The sequence below is a fragment of the Pseudomonas sp. F8002 genome (assembly GCF_013385495.1).
Taxonomy (GTDB): domain Bacteria; phylum Pseudomonadota; class Gammaproteobacteria; order Pseudomonadales; family Pseudomonadaceae; genus Aquipseudomonas.
Map to the genome: position 1 here is coordinate 49,186 of NZ_JACAPW010000004.1, position 20,887 is coordinate 70,072.

Consider the following 20,887-nt stretch of genomic DNA (forward strand, 5'->3'; position numbering starts at 1 on the left):
GTTCAAGTCTTGTGCAGTGGTGACGCGGAGCGTCACGGGATGCGTTCCCACGCAGAGCGTGGAAACGAGCATTAATCACCGGATGGCATCGCCTGGGTCTGACTGACAGACCGAGGTGCCTGCATCGCGGGCAAGCCCGGCTCCCACATGAGCTCGCTGCGCAACTGAATATATGAAGATCGTTCCCACGCTCTGCGTGGGAATGCCGCCCCGGACGCTCTGCGTCCAGTTGGCGATGCAAGGTTCAAGTCTTGCGCAGTGGTGACGCGGAGCGTCACAGGATGCGTTCCCACGCAGAGCGTGGGAACGAGCATTAATCACCGAGACGGGCGACGGATTTTCCCGGGTGGCGGCGTTTAACCCGGGTAGGCCCGCCACTCATGCGAAGGCCAATCTCATTGGGGAACCGTGCCATGTCCCGCCTATTCAAAACTACGCTGGCCGCCACGTTGATGGCGGCGGCGTTGTCCGGTTGTATTGTCGAGCCTGTTCATCCGCGGCGTCCGCCGCCTTTGGTCGAGGTGGTGCCGGTGGCGCCGGCGCCAGGGTATCAGTGGGTGCGGGGGCACTATCGCTGGGGGAACGGGCAGTGGTTATGGGTGCCGGGGCATTGGCGCTACTGATCCACCACACGTTCAACGGCGACACCGAAACCCTGTGGGAGCGGGCTTGCCTGCGATGGCATCACCGCGGTCTTACTGACAGACCGAGGTGCCTGCATCGCGGGCAAGCCCGGCTCCCACAGGTGATAGGGGCTCTGTCAGGACTTTCCTGAACGTCTCCACCAACGGCCGCAGATTGATCCGATGCCACGCCGCCCACAGCGGCGTGGTGTAGGTCAGCCACGGCAGTTCTCGCAGCACAACGCCCGGCGGTGCATTGCGGCTCAAGCCCTTTTGCACCATCGCGACACCTAACCCCGACGCCACCAACCCCAACGCGGTAAACGGCTCGCTGGCTTCCATCGGAATCTGCGGGGTAAACCCTGCCCGAATGCACGCCGCAACAAAGTCATCCGCCGGGTTTGCACCCGCTTTGCGCTGCACGCCAATCCATTGCTGCTCGGCCAGATGCTCAGGCAGCAACTCGCTGACGCTGGCCAGCGGATGCTGCTCGGGCAGCGCCAGCAGCATCGGATCGTCCAGCACTTGCAATGCCATCAGGTCCGGGTCATCCGCCGCCGGTGGTTCACCCACCAGAGCGATATCCAGGCTGCGTTGGCGCAGGCCTTCCAGCTGTTCGGCGGAGGGCAGGTTGTACAGGGCGATATGCACGTTGGGCCGCGCGTCACGCAGTACCTTCAGGGCGTTGGGCAGCACCCCCGCGTGCATGGCGTTTTCGATGTAGCCGATGCACAGTCCGCCTTCTTCGCCTTTACCCAATCGCCGGCCCAATGACTCCAGGCGGTTGGCGTGGGTCAGCAGCGCCTTGGTTTCGGCGAGGAACGTCTGGCCGTCGCGGGTCAGGCGGATGCGCTGTTGGCTGCGCTCGAACAGGGTCAGGCCCAGGCGCTCTTCCAATTGGGCAATCTGCCGGCTCAGGGGCGATTGGGAGATGTGCAACCGTTCGGCAGCACGCCCCACGTGTTCTTCTTCAGCGACTACAACGAAGTAGCGCAATTGGCGGAAGTCGATCATGTCAGACCTTAAGGGACTCAAGTTGGTCGCAGTATGTCTTGGACGGTCCGATCTCTGCAATCTACGATCTGCTCAACGGTCAACACAGCGACCTTGAACAATCTTGAGGATTTACCCCATGAGCTTGAAAGACAAACTGCCCGGCGTGCTGGGTTTTGGCACCGCCCCCTTGGGCAACATGTTCCGTGCGATTCCTGAAGAGGAGGCGCAAGCCACCGTTGAAGCGGCCTGGAACCAGGGCGTGCGTTACTTCGACACCGCACCGTTCTACGGCTCGGGCCTCTCGGAAATCCGCCTGGGCCAGGCCCTGTCCAAGTACAACCGTGACGACTACGTGCTCAGCACCAAGGTCGGCCGGGTGATCCTGGATGAAGTGGAAGAAAGCGCCCGCGACCTCGGCGAGAAAAGCGGCGTGTTTGAACATGGCCGGCCGAACAAGATGGTCAACGACTACAGCGCCGATGCCACCCTGCGCTCCATCGAAGACAGCCTCAACCGCTTGCAAACCGACCGCCTCGACATCGTGTGGATTCACGACATCGCCCAGGACTTCTACGGTGATCAATGGCTGGACTACTTCAATCAGGCGCGCACCGGTGCTTTCAAAGTACTGACCCGCCTGCGTGAAGAAGGCGTGATCAAGGCCTGGGGCCTGGGCGTCAATCGGGTCGAGCCTTGCGAGTTGACCCTGGACCTGACCGAAGCCCAGCCCGACGGTTTCCTGCTTGCCGGTCGCTACACCTTGCTCGACCATGAACGCGCCTTGCAGCGCTTGATGGATGCAGCCCAGGCGCAGAACGTCGAGATCGTGGTCGGTGGCCCTTACAGCTCCGGGATCCTGGCGGGCGGCGCACATTTTGAGTACCAGAAAGCCAGCCCGGCGATCATCAGCAAGGTCGAGCAGATCAAGGCGATTGCCGCTGCCCATGGCGTGAGTGTGAAAGCCGCTGCACTGCAATTCTCCCTGGCTCACCCGGCAGTGGCCGCAGTGATTCCGGGTGCCAGTCGTCCGGGGCGCATTGCTGAAGACGTCGCGGCGTTGTCAGAGAAGATTCCCGCAGCCTTTTGGCAGGCCCTGCGCGAGGCACGATTGATTTCGGCCCGTGCACCGCTGCCGCTCTAACCACAGGAACGCGAACATGAAAATTGATATCAGTGGCAAAGTCGCAATCGTCAGTGGCAGCACCGCCGGCATAGGCCTGGGCATCAGCCAGGCGCTGGCGCAATCCGGCGCTACGGTGGTGGTGATCGGGCGTGAATCGGGCAAGGTCGACGAGGCGCTGGCGACCATTCGCCAGGCCGTGCCCGGCGCGGATCTGCGTGGGCTGGTGGCGGACCTCGGTACGGCCGAGGGCGCTGAAAAGCTGTTCGCCGCCGAGCCGCGGGCCGACATCCTGGTGAACAACCTCGGGATCTTCAACGACGTCGATTTCTTTGACGCTCCCGACAGCGAGTGGACGCGTTTCTACGAGGTCAACGTGATCTCCGGTGTGCGTTTGTCACGGCATTACACGCCGGGCATGGTCGAGCAGGGCTGGGGCCGGGTGATCTTTGTGTCGTCGGAATCCGGGGTGGCAACGCCGGCTGACATGATCAATTACGGCGTGACCAAAAGCGCCAACCTGGCGGTGTCCCATGGCTTGGCCAAACGCCTGGCGGGCACCGGGGTGACGGTCAATGCGATCCTGCCGGGGCCGACCTTTACCGATGGCCTGGAGCACATGCTCAAGGACGCCGTGGCCAAGTCCGGGCGCAGTGCGCGGGACGAGGCGGATGTGTTTGTGCGCAATGCGCGGCCGACGTCGATCATCCAGCGCGCAGCGAATGTGGATGAAGTGGCGAATCTGGTGGCGTACATTGCTTCACCGTTGTCCTCTGCCACCACCGGTGCCGCGTTGCGGGTCGACGGCGGTGTTGTCGACAGCATGGCGATCTGATTTTTCTTGAATGGTTTGGAGTGTTAATCGTGGCAAAAGCATCTGCTGTTATTGAAATCCCGGTTTCGGCCGAACAGGTTTGGCAATTGGTCGGCGGCTTCAATTCGCTGCCGGACTGGCTGCCCTTTATCGTCAAGAGCGAGCCGAGTGAAGGCGGGCGCGTGCGCCACCTGCAAACGGCGGATGGCGGGGTGGTGGTGGAACGGTTGCAACGCTTTGATGATGCGGCGCGTACCTACAGTTATTCGATCAGCGAGTCGCCGTTTCCGGTGAGTGAGTATTTGGCGACGTTGAAGGTTGAGGCGCTGGGTGACAGCTCCGCGAAGGTAACCTGGTCGGGCGTGTTTACTCCGGTGGCCGGTGTGACGGATGCGGCGGTGGAGGAGTTGTTCAGCGGTGTCTACAGCGGTGGGCTGGATGCGTTGCGTGGCAATTTCCCAGGCTGAATGAAGATCAAATGTGGGAGCGGGCTTGCTCGCGAATGCGGTGGATCAGTGCCAGATGGGTTGACTGACACTCCGCATTCGCGAGCAAGCCCGCTCCCACATTGGTTTTGTGGTGTTCTTCAGGCTTCGGGCATCAGTTGTTGGCGGCATTCGAGGATCAGCTTCGCGCCGCCTCGTTCGCTGCTGCCGACTTCCAGCTTGAAACCGTGCAGGTTGATGATCGCGGCCACAATCGACAGCCCCAACCCAAACCCGCCTTGTTGCTGATTGCCTTCGTCCACCCGGTAAAACCGCTGGAACACTGCCGCACGTTCCGCCGCCGGAATCCCGGGGCCGGAGTCGAGCACTTCAATGCGGGTGCTGCCGGCATCGTTCACGCCGCGCAAAATCACTTCGCCGCCCGGCGGGGTGAATTTGATCGAGTTGCTCAGCAGGTTGGCCAGGGCTTCGAACAGCAGCGCGCGGTCACCGGTGATCCAGGGCAATGAGTCCGGCACTTGCAGCAGCAGTTCCATCTCGCCTTCTTCTGCCAGGGGCAGGTAGAAGTCGTGGAGTTCCTGCAGCAAGGGCAGGGGATCAAGCACCAGGAAGCCCGAGCGGCGCTGATGGTCTTCCAGTTCGGAAATCCGCAGCAGGCCGCGAAAACGCGCCATCAAGGTATCGGTCTCGGCGATGGCCGCGTCCAGTTGCAGGGCGTGGGGCGCGTCTTCATCAGCCTGTTGCTGGATTCGGTACAGCTGTGCCCGCAAGCGTGTGAGCGGGGTGCGCAGGTCGTGGGCGATGTTGTCGCACACGCCCTTGACCTCGTTCATCAACTTCTCGATACGGTCGAGCATCGCGTTGACGATGGCTGCCAGCATGTCCAGTTCGTCGCGTCGGTCGGACAATGGCAAACGGTGGGTCAGGTCGCCGGCCACGATGGCTTCGGCACTCGCCTGGATCCCGCGAATCCGCCGCAACGGGCGCCGCCTGAGCAGGTGCCAGCCGGCCGCGCCGGGAATGATCGTCAGGGTGATCCCCCACAGCAAGGCGTGCAGGATGATCCGCGTCACGCCGAACAGCGAGCCGTTGGCCCGCACCAGGATCAGCCAGCGGCCGTCTTCGGTGTGGGTGGCTACGGCGTCGCAGCTGTCGCGCGGCAGTTTCGGGTCGTCGGAGTCGATGCAGTTGGCCAGGGCGTGGATGTGTCCGTCCATTGGCAGGTCGGGCGGTATCACGCGGATCGGGCCGCTGATCGGGTTGAACTGATTGTCGAACAGGCCGTAGGCGTCAACGCCCTTCATGTCGAAGGTCATGCTGGTGGTCAGGGCTTCCACCAGCTCTTCGCCGTCAAACCGCTGGAACAGGTGCTGGCGCTGCATCAGGGAGTGGCGCGAGAGGTCGCCCAGGTAACCGGACACCTCGTAGTACAGCACGCCCATGAGGATGCAGCTCCAGGCCACGAACAACGAACTGTAGAGCGCCAGCAGCCGGCTGCTGGAAGAGCGCCAGCCTTTAGAGGGGTTCAGCAATGACATACCCGGAACCTCGTACCGTGCGGATCAGCGGCGTGAGGCCCGGCGGGTCGATTTTTTTGCGCAGGCGACCGATGTGCACGTCGATCAGGTTGGTGCCCGGGTCGAAGTGATAACCCCAGACTTCCTCGAAGATCATCATCCGCGAGAGGATTTGCCCGGTGTTGCGCATCAGGAATTCCAGCAGTTTGTATTCGGTCGGCAACAGGCTCAGGGGCTGTTCGGCACGGCTGGCTTCACGGCTGATCAGGTTCAGTTCCAGATCCGCCACGCGCAAGGCAGTTTCGAACTCCTTGACCGTGCTTTTGCGCCGCAGCAGCACTTCGACGCGGGCGGCCATTTCGTCGGAGGCGAACGGTTTGGTCAGGTAGTCATCACCACCGGCCCGCAGGCCGCGTACCCGTTCATCCACATCGGAGAGGGCGCTGATCATCAGGATCGGCGTGGATACGCCGATGGTGCGCAGGGTGGTGACGATGGCCAGTCCATCCAGTTCCGGGAGCATGCGGTCGAGGGTGATCAGGTCGTAATCACCGCTGACGGCACGGACCAGGCCTTCGCGGCCATTGTCTACCCAGTCTACGTCCAGTCCATGGCTACTCAGCTCGGCAACGATCTCGCGGGCCGTTACGGCGTCGTCCTCGATGGTCAAAATGCGGGTCATAAGGATTACCTGGTGAGCGATTCACACTGAAGTGCGGGCATTTTGCCAAGAAATGATAGCCCGCTTCCTAAATAAAAATTTATGTAGGCACAAACGACACAATTCACCATAACCCGCTGAATCTGAACGAACGCTGTGTGTGTAGGATTTTTTGTATGCCACGGCGTGCGTACGGGTTATTTCCTACGAGGAATGCAATACGCCCGCCGCTCCAGGCCATTTCTTGCAAGTTGCATGGTTCAAATTAGTTCAACTTAATTAAGTTGTTGAAATATATGAAGTTTTAATTTTAGAGCTTCTGGCACGTCGCCTGCACTGTCCCTTTTGAGACTTGTAACACTATTTTTCATGCCTGGAGCAAAACAACAATGATTACATCCTCATCCACGCTGCAAGAGTCGAGCACGCTCTCCGGGGTTTCCTGGGGCGCGATCTTTGCCGGGGCCGCTGCCGCGGCTGCGCTGTCCTTGATTCTGGTACTGCTGGGCTTCGGCCTGGGCTTTTCGGCGGTGTCGCCGTGGGCCGACAGTGGCATCAGCGCCAAAGGGCTTGGCATTTCTACCATTGTCTGGCTGGCGGTTACGCAAATCATCGCGTCGGGGATGGGCGGTTACATCGCCGGTCGCCTGCGGGTGAAATGGGCCAATATGCACGGCGATGAGGTGTACTTTCGCGACACCGCCCATGGCTTCCTGGCCTGGGCCGTGGCGACACTGGTGACGGCGGTGCTGATCGTCGGTTCGGTCAGCAGTGTGGTCAGCGGTGGTGTGAAGGCCGGTGCCAGTGTGGCCTCGGGTGCCGCCAGTGGCATGAGCCAGGTGGCTGGCGCTGCCTCCAAGGGCGAAGACTTTGGCTACTACGTCGACAGCCTGTTCCGTGATGATCGCCCGGCCGCCGTCAGTGATGACGCGGTGCATGGTGTGGTCGCCCGCATCTTCGCTCGTACCGTGAGCAACAATGGTCAGCTGGCATCTGAAGACCGTGCGTACCTTGCACAGTTGATCAGCCAGCGGACCAACCTCAGCCAGGCCGATGCCGAGGCGCGTGTTGACCAGGTCTATGGCCAGGCTCAAAAAGCCCTGGATGACGCCAAGTTGAAAGCCAAGCAGGCTGCCGACACGGCTGCAAAAGTGGCTGCCTACACGTCGCTGTGGACCTTCGTGGCGCTGTTGATCGGTGCGTTTTTTGCCAGCCTCGCTGCAACCTTTGGTGGTCGTCGCCGGGATGCCGTGGTGTATCTGGAAACCACTCCCCACACCACTTCCGTTCGTTAATTCAAGGAGAACGTCATGCGCTCATTACTGCTGTTTTTCCTCGGTGTGCCTATCCCGGTCATTATCCTGATCGCGATCTTCATGCACTGATCCTCAGGCTTGCTCGGTCCCCATGTGGGAGCGGGCTTGCTCGCGAAAGCGGTGTATCAGTCACATATGGATTGGCTGATACACCGCTTTCGCGAGCAAGCCCGCTCCCACATTTTGTTTTGTGTCGTTGCTGCATTCCGGGCGAAGGCGAAATCTCCGGATTTTGTTAATTGTTGCTTAACCGCCTTCTGGCTAAGCTCCCGTCCCATGAGCCGCTATCTGCGTTTTTTCCTGGTGCTGATGTTGAGTCTTGCGCTTCCCCTGACCGGGATGGCGGGTGTGCCGTCGAGCACCGAGCCGTGCCCGATGCAGATGTCCGACATGCAGATGATGAGCGACATGGCCCCTGACTGTTGCCAGGACGGCGCAGCCGCCGATCACGGCAAAAGCTGCAAGCCCGGCCAGGAGTGCAAGACCGGCGGCATGCTGCAATTGTCGATGCCGGTGCTCAAGGCCCCGGTGACTGCTTCCAATGCGCTGGTTGTCAGCGTCTCTTCCGACTTCATTCCCGACCGCACGCCGTCCGGCGTCTGGCGCCCGCCCCGTCGCTGAATCCTGTTGCACCTGAAGACTCGTCCCTGAACCGGGACGGCCTTGCTGTGGGCCGCGTGAAGCGGTGCGCAGCGCAACAGAACAGGACACTTCAAGATGAATTTCCTATGCGTGCGTGCCCTGATGATGGGCGTGCTGGCGTGGCCGACGCTGGCGTCTGCGCTGACTCTGGATGAAGCCTTGCGCCTGGCGCAAAACAACGCGCCGTCGCTGACGGCTGAATCCTCCAAATTGCAGGCCGCGACCCAGGCGGCGATTCCGGCCGGCGAGCTGCCGGACCCGAAACTGGTAGTAGGCCTGCAAAATTTCCCCGTTGGCGGGCCCAATCGCGGCACGTTGTATGGCGATGACATGACCGAGCAAATGATCGGCATCCAGCAACAAGTGCCCAGCCGCGACAAGCGCAAGGCACGGGTTGAGTTGGCGTCGGCCAGCGTGGACACGGCGGCCGCCGAAGGCCGGATCGAGCGCTTGAATGTGCGTCAGGCCACCGCCCAGGCGTGGATTCGCGCCTATGCGGTGGAGCGTAAAGAGGCGCTGTTCAAGGACTTCTATCAGCAAAATCGCCTGCTGCAAGACACCGTGCGTGCGCAACTGGCCGGCGGTCGCGGGCAGCCTTCCGACGTCGTGATCCCGAAGCAGGAAGCGGCTGACCTGGCCGAGCGCGAGGATGAGCTGATCCAGCAACGCGCCCAGGCCCGGGCGGCCCTCAAGCGCTGGATCGGCCCGGCCGCCAGTGAAGCCCCCAGCGGGCAATTGCCGAACTGGAAAATCGACACCACCGGTTTCACCCACAACCTGCACCAGCACCCGGTTCTGCAAGCCTTTGCACCGCGCACCCGCGAGGCCGAAGCCCGGCTGAACGAGGCCAGGGCGCAAAAGACCTCGGACTGGAGTTGGGAAGTGGACTACCAGCACCGAGGCCGTGAGTACGGGGACATGGTCAGCCTGCAATTCACCTTCGATTTGCCGATCTTCCCCGGTCGCCGACAAAACCCCGGTATCGCCGCCAAGCAGGCCGAACTCGACCAACTGGACGCCGAACGCGAAGCCAAGACCCGTGAACATACCCAGGAACTCGAAGACGACCTGGCCAACTACCAGCGCCTGGACCGCGCCGTGCAGCGCAGCCAGGACAGCCTGGTGCCGCTGGCCGAGGAGAAAGTGTCGCTTAGCCTGGCGGGGTATCGCGCGGGCAAGGGCGACCTGATGAGCGTGGTCAGCGCCCGCCGCGAGTGGGTCGAGGCGCGCTTCAAACAGATTGACGCCATTGAGCAGCGCGCCCTGACCGGCGCCCAGCTGTATTTCGCTTACGGGGAACCCGCCAATGAATAACCGAATCCTGAACGTGGCCCTGTTGGGCGGCGTGTTGCTGCTGGGCCTGGGCGGCGGCTACTGGCTGGCGCAGATGCGCGAGGCACAGCCGGCCATGGCCGGGACGATGCAGGCGCCGGACGAGAAAAAGGCGCTGTACTGGTACGACCCGATGTACCCGCAGCAGAAATTCGACAAGCCGGGCAAGTCGCCCTTCATGGACATGCAACTGGTGCCGCGCTACGCCGGTGGCGCCGAGGAGAGTGCGGCGATTCAGGTCGACCCCAGCCTGACCCAGAACATCGGCGTGCGCCTGGCGAGCGCCAGCCGTGGGGTGCTGGCGTCAAGTCTTGAGCTGTCGGGAATCCTCGCCTTCAACGACCGCGATGTGGCGGTGGTGCAGGCGCGCGCTGCGGGATTTGTCGAGCGGGTTTACGCCCGTGCGCCGGGGGATGTGCTCAAGGCTCAGGCGCCCCTGGCGGACATTCTGGTGCCCGAATGGGCCGCCGCTCAGGAAGAGTTCCTTGCTCTGCGACATAGCGATCCGGGTTTGTTGGCTGCCGCCCGCCAGCGTCTGCGCTTGAGCGGAATGCCTGCCGGGTTGATCACGCAGATGGAGCGCAGCGGCCGGGTGCAATCGGTGATGACCATCACCACCCCGCTGGGCGGCGCGTTGCAAACCCTCGACGTACGCGAAGGCATGACCGTCGCGGCGGGCCAAACCCTGGCGCGGGTCAATGGCCTGGGCACCGTGTGGCTGCAGGTCGCCGTGCCTGAAGCCCAGGGCGCCGCGCTGGCCGTTGGGCAAACGGTCGAGAGCCGTTTTGTCGGGTTGCCGGGACAAGTCGTCAAAGGCACCGTCGCCGCGATTCTGCCGGCAACCGCCATGGACAGTCGCACCGTGCAGGTTCGGGTCGAACTGCCCAACCCTGACGGTATGTTGCGCCCCGGTATGACCGCCCAGGTGCGCCTGGCCCAATCCAGCGGCCAATCGGTGCTGTTGCTGCCGAGCGAGGCGTTGATTCGCACCGGCAAACGCGTGCTGGTGATGGTGGCCGAGGAGGGCGGGCGATATCGCCCGGTAGAAGTCCAGGTGGGTGCAGAAAACCAGGACAACACCGTCATCCTCGCCGGCCTGCAGGAAGGCCAGCAGGTGGTGGCCTCCGGTCAATTTCTGCTGGACTCCGAAGCAAGTTTGAAGGGTATTACCACTCAATCGTCCGGCGGTTTTTCAGATGAGGGGGCCATGGACGGCATGAGCATGCAACCGGGAGCCCGGCCATGATCGCCCTGTTGATTCGCTGGTCGGTGGCCAACCGCTTTTTGGTGTTGTTGGCGACTTTATTCGTGACGGCCTGGGGTTTGTGGTCGATCCAGAACACTCCGGTGGACGCTTTGCCGGACCTGTCGGATGTGCAGGTGATCATCCGCACGCCGTACCCGGGCCAGGCTCCGCAGATTGTCGAGAACCAGGTCACTTACCCGATGACCACCACCATGCTCTCGGTGCCGGGTGCGAAGACCGTGCGCGGCTTTTCGTTCTTCGGCGACAGCTACGTCTACGTGCTGTTCGACGAGGGCACCGACCTGTATTGGGCGCGCTCGCGGGTGCTGGAATACCTGAGCCAGTTGCAGGCGCGTTTGCCGGCATCGGCCAAGCCGGCGCTGGGCCCGGATGCCACCGGTGTCGGCTGGATCTACCAGTACGCGCTGGTGGACCGCACCGGCAAACACGACCTGGCGCAACTGCGCTCGTTGCAGGACTGGTTCCTCAAGTTCGAGCTCAAGACCCTGCCCAATGTCGCCGAAGTGGCGACCATCGGCGGCCAGGTCAAGCAGTACCAGGTGCAGATCGACCCGCTGGCCCTGGCCAGTCGCGGCATTACCCAGGCCCAGGTGGTGGAAGCCATCGGCAAGGCCAACCAGGAAACCGGCGGTTCGGTGCTGAACATGGGTGAGTCGGAATACATGGTGCGTGCGTCCGGCTACCTGAAAACCCTGGAGGACTTTCGCGGCATTCCCCTGCGGCTCGACACCCACAACGTGCCGGTGACCCTTGGGGATGTAGCGACGATCCAGCTGGGCCCGGACATGCGCCGGGGCATCAGTGAACTGGATGGCGAAGGCGAGGCGGTGGGCGGCGTGGTGATCCTGCGCAGCGGCAAGAACGCCCGCGAGGCCATCGCGGCGGTCAAGACCAAGCTGGAGCAACTGCAAACCAGCCTGCCGCCCGGGGTGGAAATCGTCACCACCTACGATCGCAGCAAACTCATCGACCGCGCCGTGGACAACCTCAGCCACAAGCTGCTCGAAGAGTTCCTGGTGGTGGCGCTGGTGTGCGGGATCTTCCTGTGGCACCTGCGCTCCTCGCTGGTGGCGATCATTTCGTTGCCGGTGGGGGTGTTGATTGCCTTTATCGTCATGCGCTTCCAGGGCATCAACGCGAACATCATGTCCCTGGGCGGGATTGCGATTGCCATCGGCGCGATGGTCGATGGCGCGGTGGTGATGATCGAGAATGCCCACAAGAAAATCGAAGCCTGGCACCACGCGCATCCGAACCAGGAATTGAAGGGGGAGGCGCATTGGAAGGTCATCACCGATGCGGCAGTGGAGGTGGGGCCGGCGTTGTTTTTCTGCCTGCTGATCATCACCTTGTCGTTTATCCCGGTGTTCACCCTGCAAGCCCAGGAAGGCCGCTTGTTCGGGCCGCTGGCCTACACCAAGACCTATGCCATGGCCGCTGCGGCGGGGTTGTCGGTGACCCTGATCCCGGTGCTGATGGGCTACTGGATTCGCGGGCGTATTCCCGATGAGCAACGCAACCCGCTGAATCGCGGCCTGATCAAACTCTACCAACCGGCCCTCGACGCGGTGTTGCGCTGGCCGCGCATGACCTTGCTGGTCGCGCTGCTGATGGTCGCCAGTGCGCTATGGCCGGTGTCGCACCTGGGCGGTGAATTCCTGCCGCCGCTGGATGAGGGCGACCTGTTGTATATGCCGTCGGCGTTGCCTGGTTTGTCGACGCAAACTGCCGGCGCATTGCTGCAACGTAACGACCGCTTGATCAAGAGCGTGCCGGAAGTCGCCCACGTGTTCGGCAAGGCCGGCCGCGCCGAAACCGCCACCGACCCGGCGCCGCTGGAAATGTTCGAAACCACCATCGAGTTCAAGCCGCGAGACCAATGGCGGCCGGGCATGACCCCGGAAAAACTGGTGAAGGAACTCGACCGGGTGGTGCAGGTGCCGGGGCTGACCAACATCTGGATTCCGCCGATCCGCAACCGCATCGACATGCTCGCCACCGGGGTCAAAAGCCCGATCGGCGTGAAGGTCGCGGGTTCCAGCCTGATGGACATCGACGCCGTGACCCAGGCCGTGGAAAAGGTCGCCAAGACGGTGCCCGGCGTCAGCTCGGCGCTGGCGGAACGCCTGACGGGCGGGCGCTACATCGACGTGGATATCGACCGCCCGGCCGCCGCGCGTTATGGCCTGAACATCAGCGATGTGCAGTCCATTGTCTCCGGGGCGATTGGCGGGGAAAACATCGGCGAGACCGTCGAAGGCTTGGCGCGGTTTCCCATCAACCTGCGCTACCCGAAAGAATGGCGCGACTCGGTGAGCGCGATGAGCAACCTGCCGATCTATACGCCGTCAGGCAGCCAGATCACTCTGGGCACCGTGGCCAGGATCAAGGTCAGAGAAGGCCCGCCGATGCTCAAGAGCGAAAACGCCCGGCCTTCCGGCTGGGTGTACATTGACGTGCGTGATCGCGACCTGGCGTCGGTGGTGAAGGACTTGCGCGAGGCGATCAACCAGAACGTGCAACTGCAACCGGGCATGAGCCTCAGCTACTCGGGGCAGTTCGAGTTCCTGGAGCGGGCCAATGAGCGCCTGAAACTGGTGGTGCCGGCGACCTTGCTGATCATCTTCGTGCTGCTGTACCTGACGTTCCGGCGGGTGGATGAGGCGCTGCTGATCCTCGCCACCTTGCCGTTCGCGCTGACGGGTGGGGTGTGGTTGCTGTACTGGCTGGGCTTCAACCTGTCGGTGGCTACGGGTGTTGGATTTATCGCGTTGGCGGGGGTGTCGGCGGATTTCGGCGTGATCATGCTGCTGTATTTGAAAAACGCCTGGGCCGAACGCCAGGGAGGAGGGGACCAGGCCCTGCTGGAAGCCATCACCGAAGGTGCCGTATTACGCGTGCGGCCCAAGGCGATGACTGTGGCCGTAATCATCGCCGGCTTGCTGCCGATCCTTTTAGGCGGCGGCACCGGCAGCGAAGTCATGAGCCGGATTGCCGCGCCCATGATTGGCGGCATGCTCACAGCGCCCTTGCTCTCCCTCTTCGTCATCCCGGCGGCCTACCGCCTCATGCGCCGCCCCCAAACTGATGACTAACCCATAACCTGTGGCGAGGGAGCTTGCTCCCGCTGGACTGCGCAGCAGGCCCATTTTTTGGGTCCGCTTCGCGCCCCAGCGGGAGCAAGCTCCCTCGCCACATTTAATCCTCTACAAGCTTCAGACCTCTTCCAGCCTGACCCACCGCTCTTCCCGAGCCGCCACCCGAATCGCCGCCGCCAACCGCTCAACCTCCCAAGCCGCCGCAAAATCCGTCCCGTCACTCCCCTTGCCGGCCAACGCCATCACCAACTCATGCACCTCCAGCGTCTTCAATTCGTTGTACCCCAACTGATGCCCCGGCGCCGGACTGAACGCCGCATACCCTGGCAACGAAGGCCCCGCCAACACCCGCTGAAACCCCTCCTGCCCAACCCGAAACAGCTGCAATTCATTCAACCGTTCCTGATCAAACAACAACGTGCCCCGGGTGCCACTGATCTCAAAGCTCAGGTGATTCTTATACCCATGCTTCAGCCAGCTACTGCTCACCGTCCCCCGTGCCCCATTGGCAAACCGCAACAACGCATGCACCTGGTCATCCACCGCAATCTCCCGCAGCGTCTCACTCCCGGCGGTGGCAGGCCGCTGCCCGTGCACCGTTTGCGTATCGGCACACACACTCACCACATCCCCCACCAAATAGCGCGCCATGGACAGTAAATGGCTGCCCAGATCCGCCAACGCACCGCCGGCATGTCCCACCTCACAGCGCCACGACCACGGCGACGCCGAATCCGCCATGAAATCCTCGCTGAACTCCCCCTGAAAACTGATGATCTCCCCCAACTCACCGCGGGCGATCAACTGCCGGGCCAAGCCAATCATCGGGTTGTGCTGATAGTTGTAACCCACCCGCGTCACCACCCCGGCCTTGCTCGCCGCATCACGCATCGCGGCCGCCTGCTCCAGGCTCACCGCCAGCGGCTTCTCGCAATACACCGCCTTGCCTGCCGCCAGTGCAGCCATGGCCATGGGGTAGTGCAAATGGTTGGGAGTAGTGATGGCGACAACATCCACCTTGGGATCGTCAATCAACTGCTGCCAGTCGCCATGGGCCTGGGCAAACCCCCAGTCAGCGGCGCAGCGTATTGCGCGCTCGGTATCGGCATCGGCCAGGGCGGCCAGCTTGAGCTTCACCGGCAGCTCGAACACCGCCCGCGCATTATTGAACGCCAAGGCGTGGGCACGCCCCATAAAGCCTGTACCAATCAGGCCGATTCCGAGTTCGCGCATAGCCGGGTTCCTTCGAATTATTGTATTGAGAAGCCTATTTATGGAATAAATATTCCCAAAACTCAACACATAGAATAAAAATTCATTCCAAGGCCCACACCTCACCCGTGGCGAGGGAGCTTGCTCCCGCTGGGCTGCGCAGCGGCCCCAAAAAGCGTAGGCGCCCTGCGCACTCCAGCGGAAGCAAGCCCCCTCACCCCAACAGCCCCCCTCCACGGATCACCGCCGCTGATAGCACTACATTCAGCACCAACCCAAACCCCTCCAGTTAACAAAACATAACGTAGCGCCGATTGTCAGACGATTCCAAAGCCCGCTAGGATGGCCCAGCTTGCCCAAGGCGCTCTAGATTGCAGGTTTCAGGGCTCCCCACGGCAAGACGACCTAACAATAATAAATGGGAGAAAGGTCTATGAGTGAGCCTGTCATGGGTGTGGTGTTTTTCCGCCCGAAGGCCACGCGCAGGGTCGCATTGCTGGCCACAGCGCTCTCGTTGCTGGGGGTTGTCGCGTTGTCGACACCGGCCCATGCCGCCACAGAAACCACCGCCGCCGCGGTGTTCGCCATTGACTCCCCCAAGGCCGCCAAAAGCCTGATGATCGACGTGGTCCACGCAGGCAAACGCCTGGTCGCGGTCGGTGATCGCGGGCACATCCTCTATTCCGACGACCAGGGCGCCACCTGGACTCAAGCCAAAGTCCCCACCCGGCAACTGCTGACCGCCGTGTTTTTTGCCGACGACCAACACGGCTGGGCGGTGGGCCATGACGCACAGATCCTCGCCACCACCGACGGCGGCATGACCTGGACCCAACAATTCCAGGACCTCAAGCGCGAAGCACCGTTGCTCGACGTCTGGTTCAAGGACGCCAGCAACGGCTTTGCCGTGGGTGCCTACGGTGCGCTGATCGAAACCACCGACGGGGGCAAGACCTGGGACGACGTCAGCGACCGCCTCGACAACGAAGACCAATACCACCTCAACGCCATCGCCCAGGTGAAAGACGCCGGGCTGTTTATCGTCGGTGAGCAGGGCAGCATGTTCCGCTCCCATGACGAGGGGCAAACCTGGGAAAAACTCGAAGGCCCCTACGAGGGCTCGCTGTTCGGCGTGATCGGCACCGCCCAGGCGCAGACGCTGTTGGCCTACGGCCTGCGTGGCAACCTGTTCCGCTCCACGGATTTTGGCAGCACCTGGGAGCCGGTGGAACTGAACGCCACTCGTGGCGCGCTGGAATTCGGTTTGTCGGGGGCGACCCTGCTGGACGACGGTTCCATCGTGGTAGTGGGCAACGGTGGCAGCGTGGTGGTCAGCCACGACGACGGCCTGACCTTCAGCGTATTCAATCGCCCGGACCGCATTTCGCTGTCGGCGGTCACCGCGGCGGGCAACGGCAACTTGATTCTGGCGGGGCAGGGCGGCGTTCGCGTGGCCAGTCCAACCGGCGCCGAGCCGACAAAACAATAAGAAGGCGGGGACACCATGAGCAGTCATCACAACGACAAGGCCACGTTTCTCGAGCGCCTGATTTTCAATAACCGCCCGGCAGTCATCACGATCTGCCTGCTGGTGAGTATTTTCCTGTTCTGGCAGGCGACGTTGATTCGCCCGTCCACCAGCTTCGAAAAAATGATCCCCCTCCAGCACCCCTTCATCGAGAGGATGATGGAGCACCGCAACGACCTGGCGAACCTGGGCAACACGGTGCGCATTTCGGTGGAGGCCAAGGACGGTGACATCTTCACGAAGGAGTACATGGAGACCCTGCGCCAGATCAACGACGAGGTGTTCTACATCTCCGGCGTCGACCGCTCCGGGCTCAAGTCCCTGTGGAGCCCCAGCGTGCGCTGGACCGAAGTTACCGAAGAAGGCTTTGCCGGCGGTGAAGTGATCCCGCAGAGCTACAACGGCTCGCCGGAAAGCCTCGACCAGTTGCGCAACAACGTGCTGAAGTCCGGGCAGGTCGGACGGTTGGTGGCCAACGACTTCAAGTCGAGCATCGTCGACATTCCGCTGCTGGAGTCCTATCCGGACCCACAGGACCAGGGCAAGCTGCTGGCCCTGGACTACCGTAAGTTCTCCCATGAACTCGAAGACAAGATCCGCGACAAGTTCGAAGCGCAGAACCCCAACGTCAAGATCCACATTGTCGGTTTTGCCAAGAAGGTCGGCGACCTGATCGACGGCCTGGTGATGGTGGTGATGTTCTTCGGTATCGCCTTCGTCATCACCCTGGTGCTGCTGCTGTGGTTTACCAACTGCCTGCGCAGTACCGTCGCGGTGTTGAGCACCACGCTGGTGGCGGTGATCTGGCAGCTCGGGCTGATGCATGCCCTGGGTTTCGGGCTGGATCCCTACTCGATGCTCGTGCCGTTCCTGATCTTCGCTATCGGTATTTCCCACGGCGTACAGAAGATCAACGGCATCGCCCTGCAATCCAGTGATGCCGACAACGCCCTGACCGCGGCCCGGCGTACCTTCCGCCAGCTGTTCCTGCCGGGCATGATCGCGATCCTCGCCGATGCGGTCGGTTTTATCACCCTGTTGATCATCGATATCGGCGTGATCCGCGAGCTGGCAATCGGTGCTTCGGTGGGTGTGGCGGTCATCGTGTTCACCAACCTGATCCTGCTGCCGGTGGCGATCTCCTATGTCGGCATCAGCAAACGCGCCATCGCCAAGAGCAAGAAGGATGCGCACCGCGAACACCCGTTCTGGCGCCTGCTGTCGAAGTTCGCCAGCCCCAAGGTCGCGCCGGTGTCGATTGCCCTGGCGCTGATCGCCTTTGGTGGCGGCCTCTGGTACAGCCAGAACCTGAAGATCGGTGACCTCGACCAGGGTGCACCGGAACTGCGCCCGGACTCGCGATACAACAAGGACAACAATTTCATCATCAACAACTACTCCACCAGCTCCGACGTGCTGGTGGTGATGGTCAAGACTCCGCCCGAAGGCTGCTCGCGGTATGAAGCCATGGCGCCCATCGACCAGTTGATGTGGAAGATGCAGAACACCGAAGGCGTGCAGTCGGCCATCTCGCTGGTGACCGTGTCCAAGCAGATGATCAAGGGCATGAACGAGGGCAACCTGAAATGGGAAACCCTGTCGCGCAACCCGGACGTGCTGAACAACTCCATTGCCCGCGCCGATGGCCTGTACAACAACAATTGCTCCCTGGCGCCGGTGCTGGTGTTCCTCAACGACCACAAGGCCGAAACTCTCGACCGCGCGGTGCATGCGGTGCAGGACTTCGCCAAGGAGAACAACAAGGACGGCCTGGAATTCATCCTCGCCGCCGGTAACGCCGGGATCGAGGCGGCCACCAACGAGGTGATCAAGGAGTCCGAGCTGACCATCCTGATCCTGGTGTACCTGTGCGTGGCCACCATGTGCATGATCACCTTCCGCTCGTGGGCGGCGACCCTGTGCATCGTGCTGCCGCTGGTGCTGACCTCGGTGCTGGGCAACGCGCTGATGGCGTTCATGGGCATCGGCGTCAAGGTCGCGACCTTGCCGGTGGTGGCGCTGGGGGTGGGGATCGGCGTGGACTACGGCATCTACATCTACAGCCGCCTGGAGAGTTTCCTGCGCGCCGGTTTGCCGTTGCAGGAAGCCTATTACCAGACGCTCAAGTCCACCGGTAAAGCCGTGCTGTTCACCGGCCTGTGCCTGGCAATCGGCGTATGCACCTGGATCTTCTCGGCCATCAAGTTCCAGGCCGACATGGGTCTGATGCTGACCTTCATGCTGCTGTGGAACATGTTCGGCGCGCTGTGGCTGCTGCCGGCGCTGGCACGCTTCCTGATCAAGCCCGAGAAGCTGGCGGGGCAGAAAGGCAATTCGCTGTTCGCCCACTGATCCAACGCTGTTTGCCAAAACGCCGTGGCCTGTGCCACGGCGTTTTGCATTGCGCGGGCTTAGGCCGATGCAACGATTTGACCTATCATGAGGTCTTTCCTCTTGATGATTGATGGTTATGACTGCCGACACCGCTACCTTGCCCGACGCTTTTGAAGACTGCCAGATGGTCGAAATCGATGGCCTGCACACCTTCGATTTCAGCCTGGATGACCAGACGTTATTGATCATCTGCATGGACGGTCGCGCCGAGAAGCGCTGGAGTTTCACCCTGGAGCAAGTCAAGGCGGCGACCTTTGATCAAACCCTGCAAAGCTGGACCCTTACCGGTGACTCGGGCGAACACCGCCTGGTCTGCATGAGCGGCGTCACCGGCAACAATAATGACGAGGATGAAGCGGATGATGATGCGTAAATTCTGGCCCCTGCTGATGGCCGGCAGCGTAGGCGCAATGTCGGTCCAGGCCGCGCCGGTGGACACCTATGAGTTGCTGGTGGGCAGCTACACCGCCGGCACCAGCGAAGGTATCTACCGTTTGCAGTTCGACAGCCGTACCGGGCAGTTCAGCGGCCAGCCGGTGCTCGCCGCCAAGGCGGCCAACCCGTCGTGGCTGACCCTGTCCAAGGACCAGAAGCACCTGTTTGTGGTCAACGAAAACGGCCCGGGCCAAAAAGACCCGGTGGGGCGCGTCAGCAGCTACAGCATCGACCCGAAGAACCATCAACTGACCCTGATCAACCAGGTGCAGAGCCTGGGCAACGAGCCGACCCATTCCAGCCTGGCCAGTGACGGGCGCTACCTGTTCGTGGCCAACTATTCGGTGCTGGAAGATCCGGGCGGCAGCCTCGCGGTGTTGCCGCTAGACGCCCAAGGCAAGCTGTCGCCGCCAGTGCAGTTGAGCGGGCACCCGGCCAGCCGGGTCAACCCGGAGCGCCAGGCGTCCAACCACGTGCATTCGGTGGTGTCTTCGCCGGACGGCAAATACGTGTTTGTCCAGGACCTGGGGGCGGACAAGATCTTTGCCTACCACTACGACCCCAAGGCCAACCACGAACTGCCGCTGACCCCGGCCGACCCTGCGTTTGTGCAATTGCCACCGGGCAGCGGCCCGCGGCACCTGCTGTTCACCGCAGACGGCAAGCACGCGTGGCTGACCACCGAGATGAGCGCGCAAGTGGCGGTGTTCGACTACAACGATGGCAAGCTGACCCAGAAGCAACTGGTCAACTTCGCGGATGGACAGCCGGTGTCCGACAAGGCCGGTGCTGCACTGCACACCTCAAGCGACGGCAAGTTCCTCTACGTGAGCAACCGAGGCACCGCCAACCAGATGCTGGTGTTTGCCATCGACCCGGCCACTACGCAGCTCAAAGAGATCCAGCGCCGGTCGGTGGAAGGTGACCATCCCCGGGAGTTCGTCCTGGACCCCAGCGGCAAGTTCCTGCTGATCGCCAACCAGAAGAGCAACGAGATTGTGGTCGTCGAGCGCGATCCCAAGACCGGTCTTTTGGGCAAAACCGTGCAGAAACTGGCGATTGATGCCCCCAGCGACCTCAAGTTCCTGGTGCGGCAATAAGCCACAGGCCCCGCAGTGCGGGGCCTGACTGGTTGTATTAATACTATTAATAGCGGCTAGTGTTTCAATGAATTTCTAAGGCTATCCCCTCGGGCGTAAGTTTGGTTCCAAGGCCAGCACAGGCCACCAAGCCAACCGAACACAAGGGTTACCGACATGAACTTCAATCTTTTCTCGATCATCGCCGCTTCCGCTGTTTCCGCCACCGTAGCGTTGCCAGCCAGCGCCAGTGTTGAAATCAGCAGCAAAAAAACCAGCACCAGCGCCTACACCCAGAAATACCTGCAACAAAGCGCCAACTTCTATGCAGCGCTGGACCACAAAATCCAGAACTGATCTTGAAGCTGATGACGATCAAATGTGGGAGCGGGCTTGCTCGCGAAAGC

The 20,887-nt window shown here is 61.9% G+C and carries 18 protein-coding genes; 14 read left to right on the plus strand and 4 right to left on the minus strand.

The window, feature by feature from the left end; all coding sequences use genetic code 11:
- Positions 1 to 413: 413 nt before the first annotated feature.
- Positions 414 to 623 (plus strand): YXWGXW repeat-containing protein, encoded by a 210-nt coding sequence (locus HX811_RS06465; protein ID WP_177045249.1) that lies wholly within the window; start codon positions 414 to 416, stop codon positions 621 to 623.
- A gap of 72 nt (positions 624 to 695) precedes the next feature.
- Here the strand turns inward: HX811_RS06465 and HX811_RS06470 are convergent, their stop codons facing one another.
- On the minus strand, positions 696 to 1,637 hold the full coding sequence (locus tag HX811_RS06470) for a LysR substrate-binding domain-containing protein (RefSeq protein WP_008435969.1): 942 nt from the start codon (positions 1,635 to 1,637) through the stop codon (positions 696 to 698).
- A 118-nt stretch (positions 1,638 to 1,755) separates the two neighbouring features.
- Here HX811_RS06470 and HX811_RS06475 point away from each other — a divergent pair, with 118 nt between their 5' ends.
- Genes HX811_RS06475 through HX811_RS06485 form a run of 3 tightly spaced genes read left to right on the plus strand, consistent with a single transcriptional unit; the run spans position 1,756 to position 4,020 of the window.
- Positions 1,756 to 2,760 (plus strand): aldo/keto reductase, encoded by a 1,005-nt coding sequence (locus HX811_RS06475; protein WP_008435967.1) that lies wholly within the window; start codon positions 1,756 to 1,758, stop codon positions 2,758 to 2,760.
- Between the two features lie 16 nt (positions 2,761 to 2,776).
- Entirely contained in the window at positions 2,777 to 3,574 is a 798-nt protein-coding gene (locus tag HX811_RS06480; protein WP_003219722.1) for an SDR family NAD(P)-dependent oxidoreductase, read from the plus strand.
- Between the two features lie 29 nt (positions 3,575 to 3,603).
- Positions 3,604 to 4,020: an SRPBCC family protein gene (locus HX811_RS06485; protein ID WP_102369400.1), complete on the plus strand. Its 417-nt coding sequence runs from the start codon at positions 3,604 to 3,606 to the stop codon at positions 4,018 to 4,020.
- A gap of 119 nt (positions 4,021 to 4,139) precedes the next feature.
- On the opposite strand, the gene HX811_RS06490 is transcribed toward HX811_RS06485, so the two are convergent.
- Entirely contained in the window at positions 4,140 to 5,537 is a 1,398-nt protein-coding gene (locus HX811_RS06490) for a cell wall metabolism sensor histidine kinase WalK (protein ID WP_008435962.1), read from the minus strand.
- Positions 5,515 to 6,198 (minus strand): response regulator transcription factor, encoded by a 684-nt coding sequence (locus HX811_RS06495; RefSeq protein WP_003219726.1) that lies wholly within the window; start codon positions 6,196 to 6,198, stop codon positions 5,515 to 5,517. Before HX811_RS06495 ends, HX811_RS06490 begins: the two co-directional genes overlap by 23 nt.
- A 368-nt stretch (positions 6,199 to 6,566) precedes the next feature.
- Here HX811_RS06495 and HX811_RS06500 point away from each other — a divergent pair, with 368 nt between their 5' ends.
- The 5 genes from HX811_RS06500 (at position 6,567) to HX811_RS06520 (ending at position 13,829) form a co-directional block, all read left to right on the plus strand.
- On the plus strand, positions 6,567 to 7,472 hold the full coding sequence (locus tag HX811_RS06500) for a hypothetical protein (RefSeq protein WP_177045251.1): 906 nt from the start codon (positions 6,567 to 6,569) through the stop codon (positions 7,470 to 7,472).
- A gap of 297 nt (positions 7,473 to 7,769) precedes the next feature.
- Complete coding sequence (locus HX811_RS06505; protein ID WP_008435958.1) at positions 7,770 to 8,114, plus strand: hypothetical protein; 345 nt, start codon at positions 7,770 to 7,772, stop codon at positions 8,112 to 8,114.
- Between the two features lie 96 nt (positions 8,115 to 8,210).
- A complete protein-coding gene (locus HX811_RS06510) occupies positions 8,211 to 9,449 on the plus strand; it encodes a TolC family protein (protein ID WP_177045252.1) in 1,239 nt (412 codons plus the stop codon).
- Positions 9,442 to 10,713, plus strand: a complete 1,272-nt coding sequence (locus HX811_RS06515; RefSeq protein WP_177045254.1) for an efflux RND transporter periplasmic adaptor subunit — start codon at positions 9,442 to 9,444, stop codon at positions 10,711 to 10,713. Before HX811_RS06510 ends, HX811_RS06515 begins: the two co-directional genes overlap by 8 nt.
- On the plus strand, positions 10,710 to 13,829 hold the full coding sequence (locus tag HX811_RS06520; RefSeq protein WP_177045256.1) for an efflux RND transporter permease subunit: 3,120 nt from the start codon (positions 10,710 to 10,712) through the stop codon (positions 13,827 to 13,829). Before HX811_RS06515 ends, HX811_RS06520 begins: the two co-directional genes overlap by 4 nt.
- Positions 13,830 to 13,949: 120 nt before the next feature.
- Here the strand turns inward: HX811_RS06520 and HX811_RS06525 are convergent, their stop codons facing one another.
- Positions 13,950 to 15,065: a Gfo/Idh/MocA family protein gene (locus HX811_RS06525; RefSeq protein WP_177045258.1), complete on the minus strand. Its 1,116-nt coding sequence runs from the start codon at positions 15,063 to 15,065 to the stop codon at positions 13,950 to 13,952.
- 427 nt (positions 15,066 to 15,492) lie between these two features.
- Between HX811_RS06525 and HX811_RS06530 the strand changes: the two genes are divergently transcribed.
- The 5 genes from HX811_RS06530 (at position 15,493) to HX811_RS06550 (ending at position 20,837) form a co-directional block, all read left to right on the plus strand.
- Positions 15,493 to 16,533 (plus strand): YCF48-related protein, encoded by a 1,041-nt coding sequence (locus tag HX811_RS06530; protein ID WP_256344394.1) that lies wholly within the window; start codon positions 15,493 to 15,495, stop codon positions 16,531 to 16,533.
- A 15-nt stretch (positions 16,534 to 16,548) separates the two neighbouring features.
- Positions 16,549 to 18,924, plus strand: a complete 2,376-nt coding sequence (locus HX811_RS06535) for an RND family transporter (protein ID WP_003211205.1) — start codon at positions 16,549 to 16,551, stop codon at positions 18,922 to 18,924.
- Positions 18,925 to 19,042: 118 nt separating this feature from the next.
- Entirely contained in the window at positions 19,043 to 19,339 is a 297-nt protein-coding gene (locus HX811_RS06540; protein WP_177045262.1) for a DUF5629 family protein, read from the plus strand.
- On the plus strand, positions 19,326 to 20,501 hold the full coding sequence (locus tag HX811_RS06545) for a lactonase family protein (protein WP_177045264.1): 1,176 nt from the start codon (positions 19,326 to 19,328) through the stop codon (positions 20,499 to 20,501). Before HX811_RS06540 ends, HX811_RS06545 begins: the two co-directional genes overlap by 14 nt.
- A 156-nt stretch (positions 20,502 to 20,657) precedes the next feature.
- Positions 20,658 to 20,837 carry a hypothetical protein gene (locus tag HX811_RS06550; RefSeq protein WP_003211212.1) on the plus strand — a complete coding sequence of 60 codons (180 nt, stop codon included), beginning with the start codon at positions 20,658 to 20,660 and terminating at the stop codon, positions 20,835 to 20,837.
- Positions 20,838 to 20,887 lie beyond the last annotated feature (50 nt).

Coding starts and splice junctions, on each gene's coding strand:
- HX811_RS06465 (WP_177045249.1), top strand. CDS start 414: ATGTCCCGCCTATTCAAAACTACGCTGGCCGCCACGTTGATGGCGGCG.
- HX811_RS06470 (WP_008435969.1), bottom strand. CDS start 1,637: ATGATCGACTTCCGCCAATTGCGCTACTTCGTTGTAGTCGCTGAAGAA.
- HX811_RS06475 (WP_008435967.1), top strand. CDS start 1,756: ATGAGCTTGAAAGACAAACTGCCCGGCGTGCTGGGTTTTGGCACCGCC.
- HX811_RS06480 (WP_003219722.1), top strand. CDS start 2,777: ATGAAAATTGATATCAGTGGCAAAGTCGCAATCGTCAGTGGCAGCACC.
- HX811_RS06490 (WP_008435962.1), bottom strand. CDS start 5,537: ATGTCATTGCTGAACCCCTCTAAAGGCTGGCGCTCTTCCAGCAGCCGG.
- HX811_RS06495 (WP_003219726.1), bottom strand. CDS start 6,198: ATGACCCGCATTTTGACCATCGAGGACGACGCCGTAACGGCCCGCGAG.
- HX811_RS06500 (WP_177045251.1), top strand. CDS start 6,567: ATGATTACATCCTCATCCACGCTGCAAGAGTCGAGCACGCTCTCCGGG.
- HX811_RS06505 (WP_008435958.1), top strand. CDS start 7,770: ATGAGCCGCTATCTGCGTTTTTTCCTGGTGCTGATGTTGAGTCTTGCG.
- HX811_RS06510 (WP_177045252.1), top strand. CDS start 8,211: ATGAATTTCCTATGCGTGCGTGCCCTGATGATGGGCGTGCTGGCGTGG.
- HX811_RS06515 (WP_177045254.1), top strand. CDS start 9,442: ATGAATAACCGAATCCTGAACGTGGCCCTGTTGGGCGGCGTGTTGCTG.
- HX811_RS06520 (WP_177045256.1), top strand. CDS start 10,710: ATGATCGCCCTGTTGATTCGCTGGTCGGTGGCCAACCGCTTTTTGGTG.
- HX811_RS06525 (WP_177045258.1), bottom strand. CDS start 15,065: ATGCGCGAACTCGGAATCGGCCTGATTGGTACAGGCTTTATGGGGCGT.
- HX811_RS06530 (WP_256344394.1), top strand. CDS start 15,493: ATGGGTGTGGTGTTTTTCCGCCCGAAGGCCACGCGCAGGGTCGCATTG.
- HX811_RS06535 (WP_003211205.1), top strand. CDS start 16,549: ATGAGCAGTCATCACAACGACAAGGCCACGTTTCTCGAGCGCCTGATT.
- HX811_RS06540 (WP_177045262.1), top strand. CDS start 19,043: ATGACTGCCGACACCGCTACCTTGCCCGACGCTTTTGAAGACTGCCAG.
- HX811_RS06545 (WP_177045264.1), top strand. CDS start 19,326: ATGATGATGCGTAAATTCTGGCCCCTGCTGATGGCCGGCAGCGTAGGC.
- HX811_RS06550 (WP_003211212.1), top strand. CDS start 20,658: ATGAACTTCAATCTTTTCTCGATCATCGCCGCTTCCGCTGTTTCCGCC.